This is a genomic window from Amycolatopsis eburnea (genome assembly GCF_003937945.1).
In the GTDB taxonomy this organism is placed as follows: Bacteria; Actinomycetota; Actinomycetes; order Mycobacteriales; family Pseudonocardiaceae; genus Amycolatopsis; species Amycolatopsis eburnea.
Window position 1 is genome coordinate 14,083 of sequence record NZ_RSEC01000063.1, and the last position, 19,869, is coordinate 33,951.

Consider the following 19,869-nt stretch of genomic DNA (forward strand, 5'->3'; position numbering starts at 1 on the left):
CTGAGGCGAATGAGCGCGGTATCCGGCACGGAGCACTCGATGGTCGAAACCCGGCACCAGACCCGGTTGCTCACCCTGCTGCGGGACGAGGGCCCGATGTCACGGGTCGAACTGGGGGAGCGGCTCGAGCTGCCGCGGGCCCGGGTGGGGGCCGAGGTGGCCCGGCTCGCCGAGGTCGGGCTGGTCGAGGCTGCGGGGCCGTCGGCCAGCCGGGGTGGGCGGCGCTCGACGCTGGTGCGGCTGTCCGGGGAGCTGCGGGTGCTCGCCGTCGACGTCGGCGCGACGTCGGTCGGGGTGGCGGTCACCGACGCCTCGTGCGAGGTGCTCGCGCACGCCGTCGAGGACTGCGACGTGCGGCAGGGGCCGCACCCGGTGCTGCGGCGGGTCGCCGCGCTCGCCGACAAGGTGCGCGAGGAGGCGCCCGGGCGGCTGGTCGCCGCCGGGATCGGGTTGCCGGGGCCGGTCAGCTTCGCCGAGGGCATGGCCGTCGCGCCGCCGATCATGCCCGGGTGGGACCGGTTCAACGTGCGCGACCACCTCGGCGGGCTGTGGGGCTGCCCGGTCGCGGTGGACAACGACGTCAACGCGATGGCGCTCGGCGAGCGGCACGCCGGCGTCGCGCGCTCGACCGACGACCTGATGTTCGTCAAGATCGGCACCGGGATCGGCTGCGGCATCGTGCTCGGCGGCAAGGTGTACCGCGGCGTCGCGGGCACGGCGGGCGACATCGGGCACATCCGCCTCGACGACTTCGGCCCGACCTGCGCGTGCGGCGAGGTGGGCTGCCTGGAGGCCTACTTCGGCGGCGCCGCGCTGGCCCGCGACGGGCTGGCGCTGGCCCGCAGCGGCCGCTCGGCCCACCTGGCCGAGGTGGCCGCGGACGGCGGCGCGGTCACCGCCCGCGACGTCGGCCGCGCGGCGGCGGCGGGCGACTTCGGCGCGGTCAACCTCATCCGCGACGGCGGCAGGCGGCTCGGCCAGGTCATCGCCTCGCTGGTCTGCTTCATCAACCCGGGCATGGTCGTGATCGGCGGCGGGGTCGCCCAGCTCGGCCACCAGCTGCTGGCGGAGGTCCGCAGCGCGGTGTACCGGCGTTCGCTCCCGCTGGCGACGGGCAACCTGCCGATCGTGCTGTCCGAACTGGGCGAGACGGCGGGCGTGATCGGAGCCGCGTGGTCGGCGACGGACCGGGCCTTCACGCTGAGCAGCTGACCGCGGCCCGGCCCGGTGCGCGCCGCCCGTCCGGAAATGTCATGAAAGGGTCGTTCATGTCGTCTGGCGAGGTGAACGACTCTTTCATGACATCGCGGATGGGTGGATCGGCCGTGCTGCCGTCGGGGGCGATCCTGGGGCTTGACTCACGGTCGGTTGCTGAGCAACCCCGGGCAGTAATGTCAGGATCGGACAGACTTTCGCATCGAAAGTACGAAAGTCTGTCCGGTTTCGCACGTCTATCCGGGTGAAAACCGGGCATAGAGCGCCTCCATCACCTTGACGAGTGATGCGCGCCACCCTACTTTCGCTGCCTGAGCGACAAAGTCCGTTCAGCAGGCAGCACAAGTTGGGGGCACCGTGGCCGTCACCGGGACGAGGCGAGCCGATCCGGCGAGCCCGCGGACCGCGAACCTGGCCGCTGTCCTGCGCGCGCTGCGGGGCGGGCCGCTCTCGCGGACGCAGCTGGCCGCCCGGTGCGGGATCGCCAAGTCGGCCGTTCCCGCGCTGCTCACCGACCTCGCCGGGCGCGGGCTGGTCCGGGCCGCCGGGGTGCTGCCCGGGAACGGGCGGCCGAGCCGGCTCGTCGAGCTGCACGGCGAAGGCGCGTACGCGCTGGCCTTGAGCATCGAGGCCGACCGGTTGTCGGCCGTGGTCACCGATCTGGCCGGGCGGGTGCTGGCCGAACGGGCCGAGACCGTCGACGTCGCCGCGCTCGGGCTGCAGCGAGGCATGGACGAACTCGCCCACCTGGCCCGTGAAGTCCTGCCCGGCGCTCCGGTCGGGGTCGCGATCTCCGTGCCGGGGCTGGTCGACTCGGCCGTCGCCGTGCTGAGACTCGCGTCGGTGCTGCGCTGGCGGGACGCCGAGATCGCCGGGCTGATGGCCGCGCGGCTGAACCTGCCCGCCGAGGCCGTCGCCGTCGACAACGACGCCAACCTCGGCGCGCTCGCCGAGTCCCTCGATGGTGCCGAAGACCTGTTCTACCTCAGCGGCGGCACGACCGTCGGCGGCGGCCTCGTCTCCGCCGGCGCGATCTTGCGCGGCGCGCGCGGGTTCGCGGGCGAAGTCGGGCACATCGCCGTCGACCCGGTCGGCGAGCGCTGCGCCTGCGGCCGGACCGGCTGCCTGGAGACGAAGGCGAACCTCGCCGCCGTCCTGCGCGCCGCGGCGCCGCCAGGGGACCCGCTGCACGACCCCGCGCTCGGCGTCGAAGGACGGGTCGGTCTGCTCGCCGACCGCGTCCGGCGTGGCGACCAGCGCGCCGCCACGGCCGTGCACGAACTCGGCGTCGCGCTCGGCGTCGCACTGTCCACTGTGGTCGACGTGCTCGACCCGGACGTCGTCGTGCTGGGCGGCTACTTCGCCGAGCTGGGGGACTGGCTGGTGGAGCCGGTCCGCGTCGAGCTGGCCGCCCGGCCGCTCGGCCACGCCCGCGTCGTGCCGTCCCGGCTCGGCCTCGGCGCGCCGCTGCGGGGCGCCGCGCACCTGGCCGCCGAGCGGCTGTTCGCGAACCCGACGCTCGTCGAGGAGGCCACGGTATGAGCCTGCTGTCCGTCCGCGGGATCGTGAAGACCTTCCCCGGCGTCCGCGCGCTCGACGGCGTCGACCTCGACGTCGAACCGGGCGAAGTGCACTGCCTGCTCGGCCAGAACGGCGCGGGCAAGTCGACGCTCATCAAGGTCCTCGCCGGCGCGCACCAGCCCGACACCGGCGAAATCACCTGGCAGGGCGAGCCCGTCACGCTCGGCACGCCGGTCGACGCCCTGCGCCTCGGCATCGCCACCATGTACCAGGAACTCGACCTCGTCCCGGGCCTTTCGGTGGCGGACAACATCTTCCTCGGCCACGAACGCGCCCGCTTCGGCTTCACGCGCATCTCTCAGGCCCGCGACGAGGCCGCCCGCCTGATGGCCCGGCTCGGCCACCCCGACATCCGCCCGAACACCGAGGTCGGCAAGCTGTCGGCTGCCGGGCAGCAGCTCGTCTCGATGGCCCGCGCGCTCGCCCACGACGCCCGGCTGCTCGTGATGGACGAACCGACCGCCGCGCTGGCGGGCGAGGAGGTCGACAACCTCTTCCGGATCGTCGGCGAGCTGACCGCCGACGGCGTCGCGGTCGTCTACATCTCCCACCGGCTCGAGGAGCTGCGCCGGATCGGGCACCGGGTGACCGTGCTCAAGGACGGCCGGACCGTCGGTACCGGCCTCGACGCCCGCGAGACGCCGACCGCCGACCTGGTCGCGCTCATGGCCGGCCGCAAGGTGGAGACCGTGTTCGGCCCGCGTCACGACGGCCACGCCCGGCCGGAGGTGGCCCTCGAAGTCGAGCACCTCTCGCGGGCGGGCGAGTTCGAGGACGTCAGCTTCACCGTGCACGCGGGCGAGGTCGTCGGCATCGCCGGGCTGGTCGGCTCGGGCCGCAGCGAACTGCTCGAGACGATCTTCGGCGCGCGCAAGGCCGACCGCGGAACCGTCGCCGTGCAGGGGAAACCGCTCGGCACCGGCAACGTCCTGGCCGCCGTCAAGGCCGGGATCGGCCTGGCGCCCGAGGAACGCAAGAGCCAGGGCCTGCTGCTCGACCTGCCGGTGGTGCACAACGTGACCCTGGCCAGCCTCGGCCGCTACGCGAAGCTCGGGTTCACCGAACGCGCCAAGGAACTCGACGACGCCGGCGCGAGCCTGCGCCGACTCGACCTGCGGCCCGCCGACCCGCGGCGGATCGTGCGCACGCTGTCCGGCGGCAACCAGCAGAAGGCCGTGCTCGCGCGGTGGCTGGTCCGCGGCTGCAAGGTGCTGCTGCTCGACGAACCCACGCGCGGCGTCGACGTCGGCGCCCGCGCCGAGCTGTACCGGCTGATCGACGAGCTGGCCGCGACCGGCGTCGCGATCGTGCTGGTCTCCAGCGAAATCCCCGAGGTGCTCGGGCTGTCCGACCGGGTGCTGGTGCTGCGCGAGGGCCGCGTCCTCGCCGACCGGCGCTCCGGCGGGCTGACCGAGGCCGAGGTGCTCGACGTGATTCTCGAGGGGAGCGCGGCATGACCGAAACGCAAGCACCGCCACAGGAAGCGCTTCCCGCCGAACGGAAGCGGCGGTTCGCCTTCGCCGCCGACCCGCGGCTGCTCGGCCTGGCCGGCGTGCTCGTGGTGCTCTGCCTGGTGGGACAGTTCACCCGGCCGGAACTGTTCTTCACCGAAAGCAACATCTCGACGATCCTGCGGCTGGCCGCGGCGATCGGCGTGGTGAGCGTCGGGATGACCTTCGTGATCATCAGCGGCGGGATCGACCTGTCCGTCGGCTCGATGGTCGGCCTGGCCGGCGTCTGGCTGACGACGCTGGCCACGCAGTCGTACGGCCCGTGGGTGATGGTCCTCTGTGGACTCGCGGTCGGGCTCGGCTGCGGGCTGATCAACGGTGTGCTCGTCGCCTACGGCAAGGTCGTGCCGTTCATCGCCACGCTCGCGATGTACGTCTCGGCGCGCGGGCTCGCCGAGCGGATCAGCGGCCGGCGCACCCAGGTCGTCGCCGACCAGGACTTCCTCGCCTTCTTCCGGGGGAGCTTCCTGGGCATCCCGACGCTGATCTGGTTGTTCGCGCTGGTCTTCGCGGTCGGCTGGGTCGTGCTCAACCGCACCACGTTCGGCCGCCGGACGTACGCGGTCGGCGGCAACGCCGAGGCGTCGCGGCTGGCCGGCATCAACGTCAAGCGCCACCTCGCGCTCGTCTACGGCGTGGCCGGGCTGTGCTGCGGGATCGCCGCGCTGATGGTCGTCGCGCGGACGACGGCGGGCGCGTCGACCAACGGCATGTTCTACGAGCTCGACGCGATCGCGGCGGTGGTCATCGGCGGCACGCTGCTGACCGGCGGCCGCGGCTCGCTCATCGGCACCCTCATCGGCGTGCTGATCTTCACTGTGCTGTCGAACATCTTCACGCTGAACAACCTGGACACCGACATCCAGAACATCGCCAAGGGCGTGATCATCGTGCTCGCCGTGCTCTTGCAGTTCCGGGCCAGGAAAGCCAGGACCGGTCCGTAGAAACACCTTTGGAGGCCGTCATGACCGAACAACCCTTCCTCGGCCGCCGGGGATTCCTGCTGGGCGGGGCCGCCGTCGGCGCCGGCGCGCTGCTGGCCGGCTGCACGTCGAACACGCCCGCGAACTCGGAGTCGAACGCGCCGGTCGCCAACGCGGGCAACAACGCCCAGCCCGGCAAGCCGGTCACCATCGGCTTCTCCGCGCCCGCCGCCGACCACGGCTGGATCGCGGCGATCACCAAGAACGCCAAGGCGCAGGCGCAGAAGTTCAGCGAGGTGAAGTTCACCGCCACCGAGGGCACCAACGACGTCAACCAGCAGATCTCCCAGGTGGAGACGCTGATCAACGCGAAGGTCGACGTGCTGGTGATCCTGCCCTTCGACGGCAAGGCGCTGACCTCGGTCGGCCAGCAGGCGATGGACGCCGGCATCCCGGTGATCAACCTCGACCGCGTCTTCGACACGCCGCTGGCCTATAGAACCTGGATCGGCGGCGACAACTACCGGATGGGCGTCAACGCGGGCAACTACATCGCCGCGGAGCTCAAGAAGAAGAACGTCGCGAACCCGATCATCGGCGAGGTCGCGGGCATCGATTCGCTGCCGCTGACCCAGGAACGCAGCAAGGGCTTCAAGGACGCGCTGGGGCGCGCCGGGTTCAGCGTGGGCCCGCGGGTGTCGGCGCAGTTCACGTCGGAGTCGGGCGAGCAGCAGACCGCGAACCTGCTGCAGGGCGCGCCCAAGCTGGACGCCCTGTGGAACCACGACGACGACCAGGGCATCGGCGTCAACGCGGCGATCGACACCGCGGGCCGCAAGGAGTTCATCATGGTCGGCGGCGCCGGGTCGAAGAACATGATGAACCTGATCAAGGCGGACTCGTCGCCGATCAAGGCGACCGTGCTCTACAGCCCGTCGATGGCCTCGACGGCGGTCGCGCTCGCCCGGCTGCTCGGGCAGGGCAAGGGGATCGGCGACCTGGCCGAGCACGACATCCCGGCCGAGATCACGACGTATTCGGCGGTCGTGACGAAGGAGAACGTCGACCAGTACCTCGACGTCGGCTTCGATTCCTGACCGGACTTTTCGCCAGAACACAAGGAGGGGCATGAGCCGGGAAACCATCGGGATCGGCATGGTCGGGCACGCGTTCATGGGAGCGGTGCACTCGCACGCCTGGCGCAGCGTGCACCGGTTCTTCGACCCGCCGCTGGTACCGAGGCTCGCCGTGCTCGGCGGCCGCGACGAGACCCGGGCCAGGGCGGCCGCGGAGAAGTTCGGGTGGGAGGACGTCGAAACCGACTGGCGGAAGCTCGTCGCGCGGGACGACGTCGGCCTGGTCGACGTCTGCACGCCGGGGGACAGCCACGCGGAGATCGCGATCGCGGCGCTGGAGGCCGGGAAGCACGTGCTGTGCGAGAAACCGCTGGCCAACTCGGTCGCGGAGGCCGAGGCGATGGCCGAGGCGGCGCGGCGGGCCCGGGAACGCGGGGTGCGGGCCATGGTCGCGTTCAACTACCGCCGGGTGCCCGCGCTCGCGCACGCCAGGAACCTCGTCGCGAGCGGGGCGCTCGGCGAGATCCGGCACGTGCGGTCGGTGTACCTGCAGGACTGGCTGTCGGACCCGGAAGCGCCGATGACCTGGCGGCTGCGTCGCGAAAGCGCGGGCTCGGGCGCGCTCGGCGATCTGGGGGCGCACATCATCGACGCCGCCCAGTTCGTCACCGGCGACCTGATCACCGGCGTCTCGGCGCTGACCAACACCTTCGTGAAGCAACGGCCGTCCGAAACCGGCGGCACGGACGACGTGACGGTCGACGACACCGCGTTGTTCCTGGCCCGGCTGGCCGGGGGAGCGGTGGCGACCTTCGAGGCGACCCGGTTCGCGCTGGGCCGCAAGAACGCGATGCGGCTGGAGATCAACGGCTCGAAGGCGAGCCTGGCGTTCGACTTCGAGTCCATGAACGAACTCCAGTGGTACGAGGGCACCGGCACCGAAGCCGGGTTCCGCCGGATCCTCGTCACCGAGCCCGACCACCCGTACGTCGGCGCGTGGTGGCCGCCGGGGCACCTGCTCGGCTACGAGCACACGTTCACCCACGAGGTCGCCGACCTCCTGGACGCCATCGGCGCGGGCACGGACCCCACGCCGAGCTTCGACGACGGCCTGCGCGTCCAGCGGGTCCTGCACGCCGTCTGGCAAAGCGCGGCAACGGAAGCCACCTGGACCGCCGTGGAGGAGGGGAAATGAGCCGTCCCGTCACGTTGTTCACCGGCCAGTGGGCCGACCTGCCGTTCACGGAGGTCTGCAAGCTGGCCGCCGACTGGGGTTACGACGGCCTGGAAATCGCTTGCTCGGGCGACCACTTCGAGGTCGACCGCGCCCTGTCCGAAGAGGACTACGTCCCCGCGAGGCTGGCGCTGCTGGCCGAGCACGGGCTCAAGGTGTGGGCGATCTCGAACCACCTCGTCGGCCAGGCCGTCTGCGACGACCCGATCGACGCCCGGCACCGCGCGATCCTGCCGTCCCGCATCTGGGGCGACGGCGAACCCGAGGGCGTCCGGCAGCGGGCGGCCGCTGAAATGGCCGACACCGCGAGGGCCGCGGCGAAGCTCGGCGTGGACACCGTCATCGGCTTCACGGGGTCGAAGATCTGGAAGTACGTGGCGATGTTTCCGCCGGTCACGCGCGATGACATCGATGACGGTTACGCGGACTTCGCCCGGCGCTGGAACCCGATCCTGGACGTCTTCGACGAGGTCGGCGTCCGGTTCGCGCACGAAGTCCACCCGTCGGAGATCGCGTACGACTACTGGACGACCAAGCGCGCCCTCGAAGCCGTGGACCACCGGCCGGCGTTCGGGCTGAACTGGGACCCGTCGCACTTCGTCTGGCAGGACCTCGACCCGGTCGGGTTCATCCTCGACTTCGCCGACCGGATCTACCACGTCGACTGCAAGGACACCCGCAAGCGCTTCGACGGCCGCAACGGACGGCTCGGGTCGCACCTGGCCTGGGCGGATCCGCGGCGCGGCTGGGACTTCGTGTCCGTCGGCCACGGCGACGTCCCGTGGGAAGACTGCTTCCGGGCGCTGAACTCGATCGGCTACACCGGCCCGATCTCGGTGGAGTGGGAAGACGCCGGGATGGACCGGCTCCGGGGCGCGGCGGAGGCGGTGAAGTACCTGCGCGAGCACCTGTTCGACCAGCCGTCGGCGGCTTTCGACGCGGCTTTCAGCAACCAGAGATGAGGGAGTTCCATGTGCGGTGAACGGCCAGAGCAGCACTCCCGACGAACGTTCCTGAACGTGGCGACGGCGGCCCTCACGGTGGGGGCCGCGGCCATCGCGCTACCCGGCACCGCGGCCGCCTCCCCGGCCCGCCGCCGCGTGCCGCTCGACAAGATCAGCATCCAGCTCTACTCCCTGCGTTCCCTGCTGCAGAACGATCCCGAAGGCACGCTGTCGGCGCTGGCCGACATCGGCTACCGGAAGGTCGAGCTGGCCGGGACGTACGGCCGCAGCGCGACCGAGTTCCGCGCCATCCTCGACCGGTGCCACCTCACGGCGTCGTCCACGCACGTGGGCATCGACGGCGACCTGAACCAGACCATCGCCGACGCGAAGATCCTGGGCAACACCTCCGCCGTCGTGCCGTACGCGAACTTCGGCACCATCGCCGAGTGGGAAGCCTTCGCGGGCCGCATGAACACCGCGGCGGTGGCGTTCAAGAAGGCCGGGCTGAAGCTCGGGTACCACAACCACGACCACGAGTTCGCCCCGATCGGCGGCGTCGTGCCCTACGACGTGCTCACCGCGAAGACGGACAAGCGGCTCGTGCACCTGGAGATCGACCTGTTCTGGGCGGTGAACGGCGGCGCGGACCCGGTCGAGCTGTTCCGGCGCAACTACCCGCGCGTCAAGCAGTACCACGTGAAGGACCGGACCGCGGACGGGCAGATGGTCGACCCCGGCGCGGGTGTCATCGACTTCCCGCGCATCTTCGCCGCGTCCTGCCACACCATCGGTGAGTACATCGTCGAGCACGACCAGCCCGCCGATCCGCTGAACACCGCGAAGGTCGGGTTCGAGTACCTCCGCACCGTGCGCTTCTGACCCCGGGGGAATCCACATGCGAGTGTCACGTCGGTCGATGCTGGCCGGAACCGCCGCGGGCGTCCTCGCGCCCGCGGTCGGGATGGCCGATTCGGCCTACGCGGCGGGCCTGACCCGCCAGATCACCATCTACGCCGAAGCCCTGCCCGGCGGCCTCTACGGCTACGGCCTCGAGCCGGGCAAGGCCACGATCCCGGGGCCGCTGCTGGAGATCTACGAGGGCGACACCCTCGAGATCGAGCTGGTCAACCGGACCGACCAGCGGCTGTCGATCCACCCGCACGGCGTCAACTACGACACGGGATCCGACGGCGCCCCGCTCAACGCGTCGTTCAACAAGCCGTACGAGACGCGGACCTACACCTGGAAGACGCGCGCCCGCTACGACACGGGCAGCGGCTTCTGGATGCCGGGCAACGCCGGCTACTGGCACTACCACGACCACGCGATGGGCACCGACCACGGCACCGCCGGGCTCGCGCGCGGGCTCTACGGCGGGCTGATCGTGCGCAAGCGCGGCGACCTGCTGCCCAGCAAGCAGTACACCGTGGTGTTCAACGAGATGATGATCAACCACAAGATGGCGCCCGACACGCCGATCCTCGAGGCGCGGCTCGGCGAGCGCGTCGAGTGGGTGTGCGTGGGGTACGGCAGCCTGCCGCACACGTTCCACCTGCACGCCCACCGCTGGGCCGACACCCGCACCGGGATGCTCAGCAGCGCCGATGACAACGCTGCCATCGTCGACAACAAGAACCTCGACCCCGGCAGTTCGTTCGGTTTCCAGGTGATCGCCGGCGAGGGCGTCGGGCCGGGGGCGTGGATGTACCACTGCCACGTCCAGACCCATTCCGACGGCGGGATGGTGGGCCTGTTCCTGGTCCGCAACGCCGACGGCAGCCTGCCAGACGGAGCGCAGGAAGCGATCGACCGGTTCAAGCTGCATGACCATGCCGGGCACGACATGAGCCCCGATGGACGGACGCACGCATGAGGACGGGAGCTATGGGAAAACGGTGGTTCGGAAGGCGCGGGGCGCTCGTGCTCGCCATCGGCTCGGTCCTGGCGGCCGGGGCCCCGCTGATCACGATGCCGGTGGCGCAGGCCGCGTCCGCCGCGGTGAACGTGCCGGTCAACGTGCTGGTCTTCCACGGCGCGGCGGCGGACCAGAAGGACCCCGTGCTGCGCGCGGCGGACGCGATCGCCCGGCTGGGCACGGACAACGGCATCACGGTGACGGCGTCCTCGGACCCCGCCGTGTTCAACGCCGCGAACCTGGCCCGGTACCGCGGTGTCGTGTTCCTGTCCGCGCAGGGCGTCACGCTCAGCCGTGACCAGGAAGGCGCGCTGCAGGCGTACATGAAGGCCGGTGGCGGGTTCCTCGGCATCTCCGACGCCGCCCGCGCCCAGGACTCGTCCCAGTGGTTCACCGGGTTGATCGGGGCTCGCCCGGTCGGCGCGCGCCCGACGCCGGAAGCGGTGGCGTCGGTGACCGCGAGCGCGGAAAACCCGCCGAACGAGACCAAGGAGAAGCTGGCCGACAACAACGAGAACACGAAGTGGCTGACGTTCGCGAACACCGGCTGGGCGGCGTACAAGATGGCCACTCCGGTCGCGGTCAGCAGCTACTCGCTGGTCTCGGCCAACGACTTCCCGGGCCGTGACCCGAAGAACTGGACCCTGCAGGGCTCGGCCGACGGGAGCACCTGGGTCGACCTGGACACGCGCACCAACGAGGTGTTCCAGGAACGGTTCCAGACCCGGACGTTCACCTTCGCCAACACGACGGTGTACCCGAACTACCGGCTGAACATCACCGCGAACTCGGGTGAGCCGCTCATCCAGCTCGCCGACCTCAAGCTCTTCAAGGACACCTCGACGACCCCGCCGCCGCCCGAGCCGGCACCGCAGCAGGCCGTCGTCGACGTCCTCGACGCGCAGCACCCGGCCACCGCCGGGCTGCCGCAGAACTGGACGCGCACCGACCGGTGGCTCAACTGGGAGACCAACCCGGTCGGCACCGTCCACACGGTCGCGCAGGTCGAGGAGAAGGGCTACAACCCGGGCGTCGGCGCGAACGGCGCGTTCCACCCGATCTCGTGGTGCCGCGACTACGACGGCGGCCGCTCCTTCTACACCGGCATGGGCCGCACCGAAGGGTCCTACGGCGAAGACCAGTTCCGGAAGCACCTGCTCGGCGCCCTGCGCTGGACGACCGGCATGGTGCGCGGCGACTGCCAGGCCGGGATCGCCGCGAACTACAAGGTCGAGCGGCTGACCGGCAAGAACGCGGCCGGGCAGCTCGACCAGATCGGCGAGCCGCACGGCCTGACCATCGCGCCGGACGGCAAGGTGTTCTACATCGGCAAGGCGGCCTGCCCGACCGGCCCGGTCGTCAGCTGGGACGACCCGAACGTCGGCCTCGGCTGCGGCACGATCCACCAGTGGGACCCGGCGACCAAGAAGGTCAAGCTGCTCACGACGTTGCGCGTGATGGGCAACCGGGGCAGCGGTGACGAGCTGGTCAAGAACGAAGAGGGCCTGCTCGGCATCACGCTGGACCCGAAGTTCACCGAGAACGGCTGGTTCTACGCCTACTGGATGCCGCACGAGTCGATCGACCGCGACAAGCGGATCGGCAAGCGCACGATCTCCCGCTTCACCTACGACCTGGCGAAGCAGACCATCGACCAGGCGACCCGCAAGGACCTGCTGTCCTGGGACGTGCAGATCCACAGCTGCTGCCACGCCGGCGGCGGCATGGCGTTCGACAAGGACGGCAACCTCTACGTCGGGTCCGGGGACAACAACTCCTCGGGCGGCTCGAACGGCTACTCGGGCAACAACTGGACGCTCGACTACAAGGGCCTTTCCTTCCAGGACGCGCGCCGCACCGCGGGCAACACGAACGACCTGGGCGGCAAGATCCTGCGCATCCACCCGGAGCCGAACGGTACCTACACGATCCCGCCGGGGAACCTGTTCCCGAACGGGCCGGCGGACAAGACGCGCCCGGAGATCTACGTGATGGGCGTCCGCAACATCTCGCGGCTGCAGATCGATCCCGTGCACAACTGGATGACCGCGGGCTGGGTCGGTCCGGACGCGTCCTCGCCGAGCCCTGAACTGGGCCCGGCGAAGTACGAGACGGCGACCATCATCACCGAGGCGGGCAACCACGGGTGGCCGTACTGCATGGGCAACCGGCAGCCCTACCGCGACCGCAGCAGCACCAACGCGGCCGAGCTGACCGGCTGGTACGACTGCGACAACCCGGTCAACACCTCGCCGCGCAACACCGGCCTGGTGAACCTGCCGCCGATCAAGGACAACATGATCTGGTACTCGCCGGACGGCGGCGGGCCGGTCTTCCCGAAGCGGCCGGGCTCGTCCATCCCGACGTACGTCGCGGCGGACGCCACCTACACCCAGCCGTACCTGCGCGGCGGCGGCCAGGCGGTCATGTCCGGGCCGACGTACCACCGCTCGCTGGTCAACACGAACAGCGGCGTCGCGTGGCCGGCGTACTGGGACAACAAGTGGTTCATCGGCGACGAGTCCAACTCGCAGAACCGCGTCGCGGTGACCGTCGACCCGGCGGGCGTGCCGACGCACCAGCCGCCGGTGTTCGCCGAGACGTTCCGGCAGATCATCCCGGGCGGCTCGGGGGACACCCGGGTGCAGAGCTGGATGGACGCCAAGTTCGGGCCGGACGGCGCGCTGTACGTCCTGGACTACGGCAACGGGTTCTTCTCCCTGGACGCCAACCAGAAGCTGCTGAAGATCAGCTACACCGGCGGCGCGGCGACCCCGGCGCCGGCGGCGACGTCGACGATGGTGCAGAACAAGGCGCTGACGGCGGCGTTCACCGGCTCGAAGTCCGGCGGCGTGTCCTACCGCTGGGAGTTCGGCGACGGCTCGGTGTCCACCCAGGCCGACCCGCGGCACACCTACCCGCGCACCGGCCTGTTCACCGCCAAGCTGACCGTGACCTACGCGAACGGCGAAGCGGTGACGACCCGGACCTCGGTGAACGTCGGCTGCGTGGTGGCCGATCCGAGCCCGGTGGTGACGTTGGGCGACAGCATCACGAAGGTGGTCAACCGCAACGCCGGTGGCGGCTGCACGGTGGACGACTTCATCGACGACGAAGGCGTGTGGACGACGCACGCGGCGTTCGTCAACCACGTCGACCAGGCCACGCAGACGCTGTCCGACCTCGGGGTGCTGAACGACGCCGAGGTGGCCGAGCTGAACGCGGCCGCGGCGGCGTCGCCGATCGGGACCGCCGGCACCACCGGCTACGAGGCGCTCTTCGACGGCACAGCCGCGTCGCTGCGAGCGTGGGAACAAGCGCCTTCGGGTCAGTTCACGTTGCAACCCGACGGGTCGATCCGCTCGGCAGGCGGGCTGGGCATGCTGTGGTACGCCCAGCGGCAGTTCGGCGACTTCTCGGTGAAGGTCCAGTTCAAGGACATCGCCCCCGAGGGGTACCGGGCCAACAGCGGGCTGTTCGTCCGGTTCCCGGACCCGCGGACCCCGCTGGACCAGCGGCCGCCGGGCAGCTGCGGCACGGTCGGGTCGGCGCGGACGTCGCAGGCGTGGGTGGCCATCTACTGCGGCCACGAGATCCAGATCTACGACGGCGACACCGGTGAGCCGCAGAAGACCGGGTCGGTCTACAACTTCGACCCGCGCCCGCTCGACCAGGCGGGTGCCCGGCCGAAGGGCACGTGGAACGAGTACGAGATCAAGGTCGTCGGGCAGCACTACACGATGATCCGCAACGGCGTGGTGATCAACGAGTTCGACAACACGCCGGGCCAGCAGTCGTCGCGGGCGGGTGACCCGCCGACCGACCTGCGGCAGTTCGTGAGCGGGTTCATCGGGCTGCAGAACCACAGCGACAACGACCTGATCGAGTTCCGCAACATCCGGGTGCGGCAGCTGTAGCGCGATGGGGGCCGGGCACGCGCCCGGCCCCCGTCCCTCCCATCCCAGGAAGGTTCTCCCGCGATGTCCCCACGACTGATCGCCGTGCTGCTGACGGCTTTTCTCGCCCTGCTCGGGCTGGCCACCCCCGCGGTGGCGGCGCCGGTCCAGACGCTGACCTGGACCGGGAACAACAGCACCACCGAATACGCGTCCGCGCCCACCGGCGCGCTGCCCGGCGAGACCACGATCGTCTTCGAGAACAGCGAAGCCACCGGCAACACCACCGGGATGTCGCACACGCTGACGTTCGACACCTCGACGCCGGGCTACAACCACGACGTCTCGCTCAACATCCTGGCCAACCCGTTCGACCCGCAGAACGGCCGGCACGAGGCGACGGTGACGCTCACGCCGGGCAAGTACCGGTACTTCTGCACGATCCCCGGCCACAGCGCGATGGTGGGGGAGTTCGTCGTCTCCGACGGCACCGGGGACACCACGCCGCCGGTGGTGACCGCGGCGGTGGCGGGTGATCGCGACCCGTCGGGGAACTACATCGAGTCGGCGACGGTGTCGCTGACCGCGACCGACGCGGGCTCCGGCGTGGCGTCGGTCGAGTACCAGCTCGACGGCGGCACGTGGACCGCGTACTCGGCGCCGGTGGTGGTGTCCGCCGTGGGCATGCACATGCTGAACTACCGCGCGACCGACGTCGCCGGGAACACGTCCGAAGAGGGGATGGCGCACTTCACGATCGTCGAGGGGCAGGGCGACACGACGCCGCCCACGGTCACCGCTTCCCTTTCGGGGGACAAGGATCCGTCGGGCAACTACCTCGACGTGGCCACGGTGACCTTGACGGCGACCGACGCCGACTCCGCGGTCGCTTCGGTGGAGTACCAGCTCGACGGCGGCGCTTGGACGCGCTATTCGGCACCGGTCGCGGTGACGGGTGCCGGTGCGCACATGGTCCACTTCCGGGCGACCGACGCGGCCGGGAACACGTCACCGGAGGGCATGTCGAGCTTCACGGTGGTCAAGCGGGACACGACGGCACCGGTCGTCACGGCCGCGGTGGCCGGAACCCAGGACGACGACGGCAGCTACGTCGGCAAGGCGACGGTCACGGTGACGGCTTCGGACGCCGGGTCCGGGGTCGCCGCGGTGGAGTACAAAGTGGACGGTGGAGCGTGGACCGCCTACGCGGCACCGGTCGCGGTGACGGCGGTGGGGGCGCACACGGTGGGCTACCGCGCTCGTGACGTCGCCGGCAACGCGTCGGCGGAGGGGTCGGTGGCGTTCACGGTGGTCGCCGGCGGGGATACCACCGCGCCTTCGGTTGCGTTGCAGGTGACCGGGAAGCAGGACGGGAGCTGGAACTACGTGGGTTCGGCGACGGTCACGGTGCTCGCTTCCGACGCGGAGTCCGGGGTGGGCGTCGTGGAGTACAAACTGGACAGTGGGGTGTGGACGCGGTACTCGGCGCCGGTGGCCGTGCCCGCGCTGGGTGCGCACACGGTGCGTGCGCGGGCCACGGACATCGCCGGGAACGTCTCGGCGGAGGTGTCCGGTGCGTTCACGGTGGTCGCGGCCGCGCCCCCGCCGGACGCGTGCCCGAACTCCGACACCCGCGACACGGTGGTGATCGGCGGCGTCGACAGCCAGGTGGAGAACATCGACATCGGCAACGGGTGCACGCTCAACGACGTCATCGACGAGAACGCGGAGTACGCCTCGCACGACGCCTTCGTGAAGCACGTGAAGGCGGTGACCCAGGAACTGGTGACCAACGGCGTGCTGTCCACGGGCGACCGCAACCGCATCGTGACGGCGGCGATCGAGTCCGACATCGGCGGCACCCCGGCGGCCACCGCGAAACCGGACGTGAAGAAGCGCCTGTAGGAATCTGCCGCGGCCGGTCGTGAGTGTTTAGGGCGGTTAGAACCGCCCTAAACACTCACGACCTCAGGAGTACGTCCAGTGGCCGAGCCAGGACTCGCGCCACGCGACCGTCAGTTCGCTGACGCCGTCGACCCCGGACCGGTCCACCTGGGCCTTCCACGCCTCCTCCACCATCGCGCACAGCTTCGACGCCGGCAGCTCCACGCCGCCCGAAGCGAACTGGCGCAGGACCGACTTCGGCACCGCCAGCTTCGCCTTCCCGCGGATCACCGACTGCTCGGTCGCGCGGCAGATGAGGTACTCCACCGTGGCCAGGTCGCCCGCCGACGCGACCTGGCTCAGGGCGCGGTACAGGCAGTCCAGCGGGGCCGCCAGGCCCTGGTGCTGGCGGGCGATCTCCCACGACACCCACACCGCCAGGCAGTCCGGCATCTGGAACGGCCGGTAGGCGAACGCGGGGCCGGCGAAGGTCTGGTAGTCGGCCGTCGGGTCGGTCGGCGTCGCCGGCGGGTCCTCCGGGTCCGGGGGCAGGCCGAGGCGCTTGAACAGCTCGCGCAGCAGCTTCTGCGGGCGGGCCGGGGTCGACGGCTCGCCGAGCAGCTTGGTCAGGATGCGGTTCAGCCGGTCCGCGGCCACGCCGTGGACCGACAGCTGGAGGTGGACGAACGCCACGTCGGACAGCGTCGTGCCGGCGCAGCCGACCACGCCCACCTGCGGGTAGCGCTGCAGGAACGAGACGATCGCGTGCGTCGAGCCGACGCGGGCCGGGCCGACGAAGGTCACCGGGAGGCAGCTGCCGATGCGCTGGCGGGAGCGCAGGTCGCCCTTGTACAGCGGGGAAAACTCGCCGTCGGCGTGGGAGACCTCGAACCAGTTGCCCTGCCGGTGCCCGGGCCGCGTGTCGGCGAGCCAGAAGCTGTAGCCGTGCTTCTCGCACAGCTCGCGGAACCGGTCGGCCAGCTCGAACCGCGCGGCCGCGGACACGTCCCGCAGCGCGATCGCGAACCGGACCGCCAGCGACGCGCACGGCGACGCGATCTCCTTGCGGGTGCGCAGGTCGTGGTTGCGGGTCTTCACGACCAGCGGCAGCTGCGCCGGGCACTGCAGCGACAGCAGCGGCGCGTCGATGAACGCGGCCGCGGCGTCGGAGATCTCCCGCACCAGGTCGCGGACGGCGAGGCCGTGCCACTCGCAGACTTCGCGCGCCGCCGGGTCGATCGAGATCAGGCCTTCGAAGGTCTGCTCGGACTCGTAGATGAACGTCGGGTTCGGCGACGTCGTCTGGTGGAAGACCCAGCCGCCGTCGTTCTCCTCCGGGCGTTCCGCCGGCTGCCTGCCGTCGACGTGCTCGACGATCTCGGTGCCGTCCAGCGGCTTGCGGGTGCGGGTGCCGATCACGACGCCGGCGCCGTTCGTGGCCGAGCACAGCGTTTCCAGGAAGACCGCGTCGCCGGCGTTCGCCGTCACCAGGTCGCGCAGGTAGCCGTGGCGCGCCATCGCGTGGTGCACCTCGAAGTCCACTTTGGTCAGCGGCTGCCGCGCGATTTCGAAACCGGCGCGCGCCAGATCGGCGACGTTGCGCACGGAGACCCGTTGGCCGCGCATCTTCACCATCCCCCCGAAGAGTCGAACCGGACATCGGCTTCCAGCGGCCGGCGGCGGTCCCAGGCGCCGGCGCCCGCCCACCGCGGCGCCCCGATGCGCGACAGCGGGATCGCCGATTCGCGCCAGGACGCCTGCCCGAACAGCACGAGCGCGGCGAGCACCGGCAGCCCGACCGCGACCGTCAGCGCCACCTGCACGACTTCGCCCCGGCTCTGCGTCGCGACGGTCGCGGCGAACCCGGCGATGGCCGCGATGCTCAGCTGGACGAGGGCCTGCGGCAGCGTCCCGAGGTAGCCGAGCACGGTGCGGCGCGGGGGCAGGGACAGGCGGCTGTAGAGGAAACCGGGCAGCAGCAGCAACAGGGTGATCACGGACTGGCCGTCGCCGATGTGCCCGAGCGCCTTGGTGGCCTCCCGGCCGTACGGCCACGGGCTGCCCACGAGCAGCCACCCGATCACGAACGACACCGTCGCGACGGCGAGCGCGTAGAAGGTCACGTTGAGCGGGCCGGACTTCGTCGAGTCCCGGAGCACGAGCGTCGCGCGCACCCGGACGTGGTCGCCACGGGTGTCGCGGCCGCCGGAGCGACGCCAGTATGCGCGCGCCTCGTTGTCGGCGATGCCGTTGACCAGCACGAGGTCCTGGCCGAACTCGCGGTCGGTCAGCTCGCGCGCGGCCTCGCGCAGGTTCGCGGCGGTGAACTCCGGGTGCCGCCGCAGCGAGTTGTCCAGCTCGTTGGTCCCCGTCCGGACGGCCTCGCCGGTGGTGGCCGCGGCGGCGAGCCGGTGGCAGGCGGGCAGGCTGCGCGGCGAGAGTTCGACGCCGGACTGGCCTGCCTCCCACTTGCGGCGGCGCAGCAGGTCGGCGAGCCGCCGCAGCACGGTCTGCGCCTGCAGCTCGAGGATCTTGTGCCGGGCGCCGTCGGCTTCCTGCAGCGGGGCGGCGTCCTGCCGTTCGGCGAGCGACCCGAGGTCTTCGGCGAGGCCTTCGACCTGGTGCTGATCGGCGTCGGTGGACAGGTACATGCGCGAGATCTCGGCTTCCGGCGCGGTCCGGGCCACCAGGTGGTAGGACTTCAGCGTCGCCGGGATCATGGTCTGGTAGCTCACGACGTACCCGCGCCGGCTCGCGGCCAGCCGGCGCCACTGCTCCTTGGCGAGGGGCTGCCGAGCGTCGACGTGCAGCGGCGTTTCGTAGCTGAGCCGGTGTTCTTCCACGGAATCGTCGAGGGCCACCACGAGCATGTAGTCCCGGACGGCGACGTTCAGCAGGTACGCGTACTCGACCAGCAGCTCGGCACAGCCGTCGAGGATGCCCAGCGCCAGCTCCCGGCACTGCCGCCCGTACCCGGGCACGGTGCCACCGGACGGCGCCAGCGCGAACTCCTCGTCGGGGTGGTTCCGCTCGGTGAGCAGCGTCAGCAGCGCCTGCTGGATCAGCCAGCGCGGTTCGTGCACCTGGAACAGGAAGGTGTTCAGCTCGTGCTTGGCGGTCTGGGCGTTCTCGTCGCTGCCGAGGATCCCGCGCAGCAACCGGTAGAGCCCGGCGGCGACCAGCCGCGACGCCTCGTGCTGCGTGAGCCGCGGCAGCTTCTGGCCCGAGCTGTCGAAGACGTCGACGGGCGAGACGTCCCGCCGCGGCAGCCGGGCCAGCGGCACCCACAGCGACCGCTGCCGCGCCGGCCGCTCGGTGGCGCGCCCGCCGTGTTCCTGCCCGATGAGGTCCTGCAGCTGCGCGGTGGCCTGGCGCTGTCCTTCGTCGAGGAGCTTGAGGCTGACGTCGACTTCGGTGCTGCGCCGCGCGGTCCCGTGCTCGACGACGGTCAGCCGCTCGGTCAGCCGCCGCACGTGGTTGAGCCGCAAGGAGGTGTCGAGGAGCGCGAGCCCGACGGCGGCCCCCTGCCGCGACAGCCGGGGCGGGGCGCCGGGGATGGGGATCGTTTCGATGGCGTGCCGGAGACTGTCGATGCCGTCCACACCACTGAGAGTAGGAGGTGCGGAGCCGTGATACGTGCGGACGCCGAATCTTAGGCCGATCGGGGCGGGGAGGCTGGATCTTCGT

The 19,869-nt window shown here is 71.0% G+C and carries 13 protein-coding genes; 11 read left to right on the top strand and 2 right to left on the bottom strand.

The window, feature by feature from the left end; genetic code table 11:
• The first annotated feature begins 39 nt into the window (after nt 1-39).
• The 11 genes from EIY87_RS43950 (at nt 40) to EIY87_RS44005 (ending at nt 16,203) form a co-directional block, all read left to right on the top strand.
• Complete coding sequence (locus EIY87_RS43950; protein ID WP_191984519.1) at nt 40-1,212, top strand: ROK family transcriptional regulator; 1,173 nt, start codon at nt 40-42, stop codon at nt 1,210-1,212.
• Nucleotides 1,213-1,572: 360 nt separating this feature from the next.
• Entirely contained in the window at nt 1,573-2,757 is a 1,185-nt protein-coding gene (locus EIY87_RS43960; protein WP_158641458.1) for an ROK family transcriptional regulator, read from the top strand.
• Nucleotides 2,754-4,253, top strand: a complete 1,500-nt coding sequence (locus tag EIY87_RS43965) for a sugar ABC transporter ATP-binding protein (RefSeq protein WP_125315974.1) — start codon at nt 2,754-2,756, stop codon at nt 4,251-4,253. The genes EIY87_RS43960 and EIY87_RS43965 overlap by 4 nt, the downstream gene beginning before the upstream one ends.
• Complete coding sequence (locus tag EIY87_RS43970; RefSeq protein WP_125315976.1) at nt 4,250-5,251, top strand: ABC transporter permease; 1,002 nt, start codon at nt 4,250-4,252, stop codon at nt 5,249-5,251. The genes EIY87_RS43965 and EIY87_RS43970 overlap by 4 nt, the downstream gene beginning before the upstream one ends.
• A gap of 20 nt (nt 5,252-5,271) precedes the next feature.
• Nucleotides 5,272-6,327: a substrate-binding domain-containing protein gene (locus EIY87_RS43975; protein ID WP_191984501.1), complete on the top strand. Its 1,056-nt coding sequence runs from the start codon at nt 5,272-5,274 to the stop codon at nt 6,325-6,327.
• Nucleotides 6,328-6,358: 31 nt separating this feature from the next.
• Nucleotides 6,359-7,501, top strand: coding sequence for a Gfo/Idh/MocA family protein (locus tag EIY87_RS43980; protein WP_125315979.1), 1,143 nt, complete (start codon nt 6,359-6,361; stop codon nt 7,499-7,501).
• Nucleotides 7,498-8,502: a sugar phosphate isomerase/epimerase family protein gene (locus EIY87_RS43985; RefSeq protein WP_125315981.1), complete on the top strand. Its 1,005-nt coding sequence runs from the start codon at nt 7,498-7,500 to the stop codon at nt 8,500-8,502. Before EIY87_RS43980 ends, EIY87_RS43985 begins: the two co-directional genes overlap by 4 nt.
• Before the next feature lie 9 nt (nt 8,503-8,511).
• Nucleotides 8,512-9,366 carry a TIM barrel protein gene (locus EIY87_RS43990; protein WP_125315983.1) on the top strand — a complete coding sequence of 285 codons (855 nt, stop codon included), beginning with the start codon at nt 8,512-8,514 and terminating at the stop codon, nt 9,364-9,366.
• Between the two features lie 16 nt (nt 9,367-9,382).
• The gene (locus tag EIY87_RS43995; RefSeq protein ID WP_125315984.1) at nt 9,383-10,360 is read left to right on the top strand and encodes a multicopper oxidase domain-containing protein; all 978 of its coding nucleotides are present in this window, start codon (nt 9,383-9,385) and stop codon (nt 10,358-10,360) included.
• Between the two features lie 95 nt (nt 10,361-10,455).
• The gene (locus EIY87_RS44000) at nt 10,456-14,319 is read left to right on the top strand and encodes a ThuA domain-containing protein (protein WP_404800163.1); all 3,864 of its coding nucleotides are present in this window, start codon (nt 10,456-10,458) and stop codon (nt 14,317-14,319) included.
• Between the two features lie 63 nt (nt 14,320-14,382).
• Nucleotides 14,383-16,203 carry an OmpL47-type beta-barrel domain-containing protein gene (locus EIY87_RS44005; RefSeq protein ID WP_125315988.1) on the top strand — a complete coding sequence of 607 codons (1,821 nt, stop codon included), beginning with the start codon at nt 14,383-14,385 and terminating at the stop codon, nt 16,201-16,203.
• Between the two features lie 63 nt (nt 16,204-16,266).
• Here EIY87_RS44005 and EIY87_RS44010 read toward each other — a convergent pair whose 3' ends face one another.
• Complete coding sequence (locus EIY87_RS44010; RefSeq protein WP_225440402.1) at nt 16,267-17,808, bottom strand: hypothetical protein; 1,542 nt, start codon at nt 17,806-17,808, stop codon at nt 16,267-16,269.
• Between the two features lie 2 nt (nt 17,809-17,810).
• A complete protein-coding gene (locus tag EIY87_RS44015; protein WP_125315990.1) occupies nt 17,811-19,784 on the bottom strand; it encodes a hypothetical protein in 1,974 nt (657 codons plus the stop codon).
• Nucleotides 19,785-19,869: the final 85 nt, after the last annotated feature.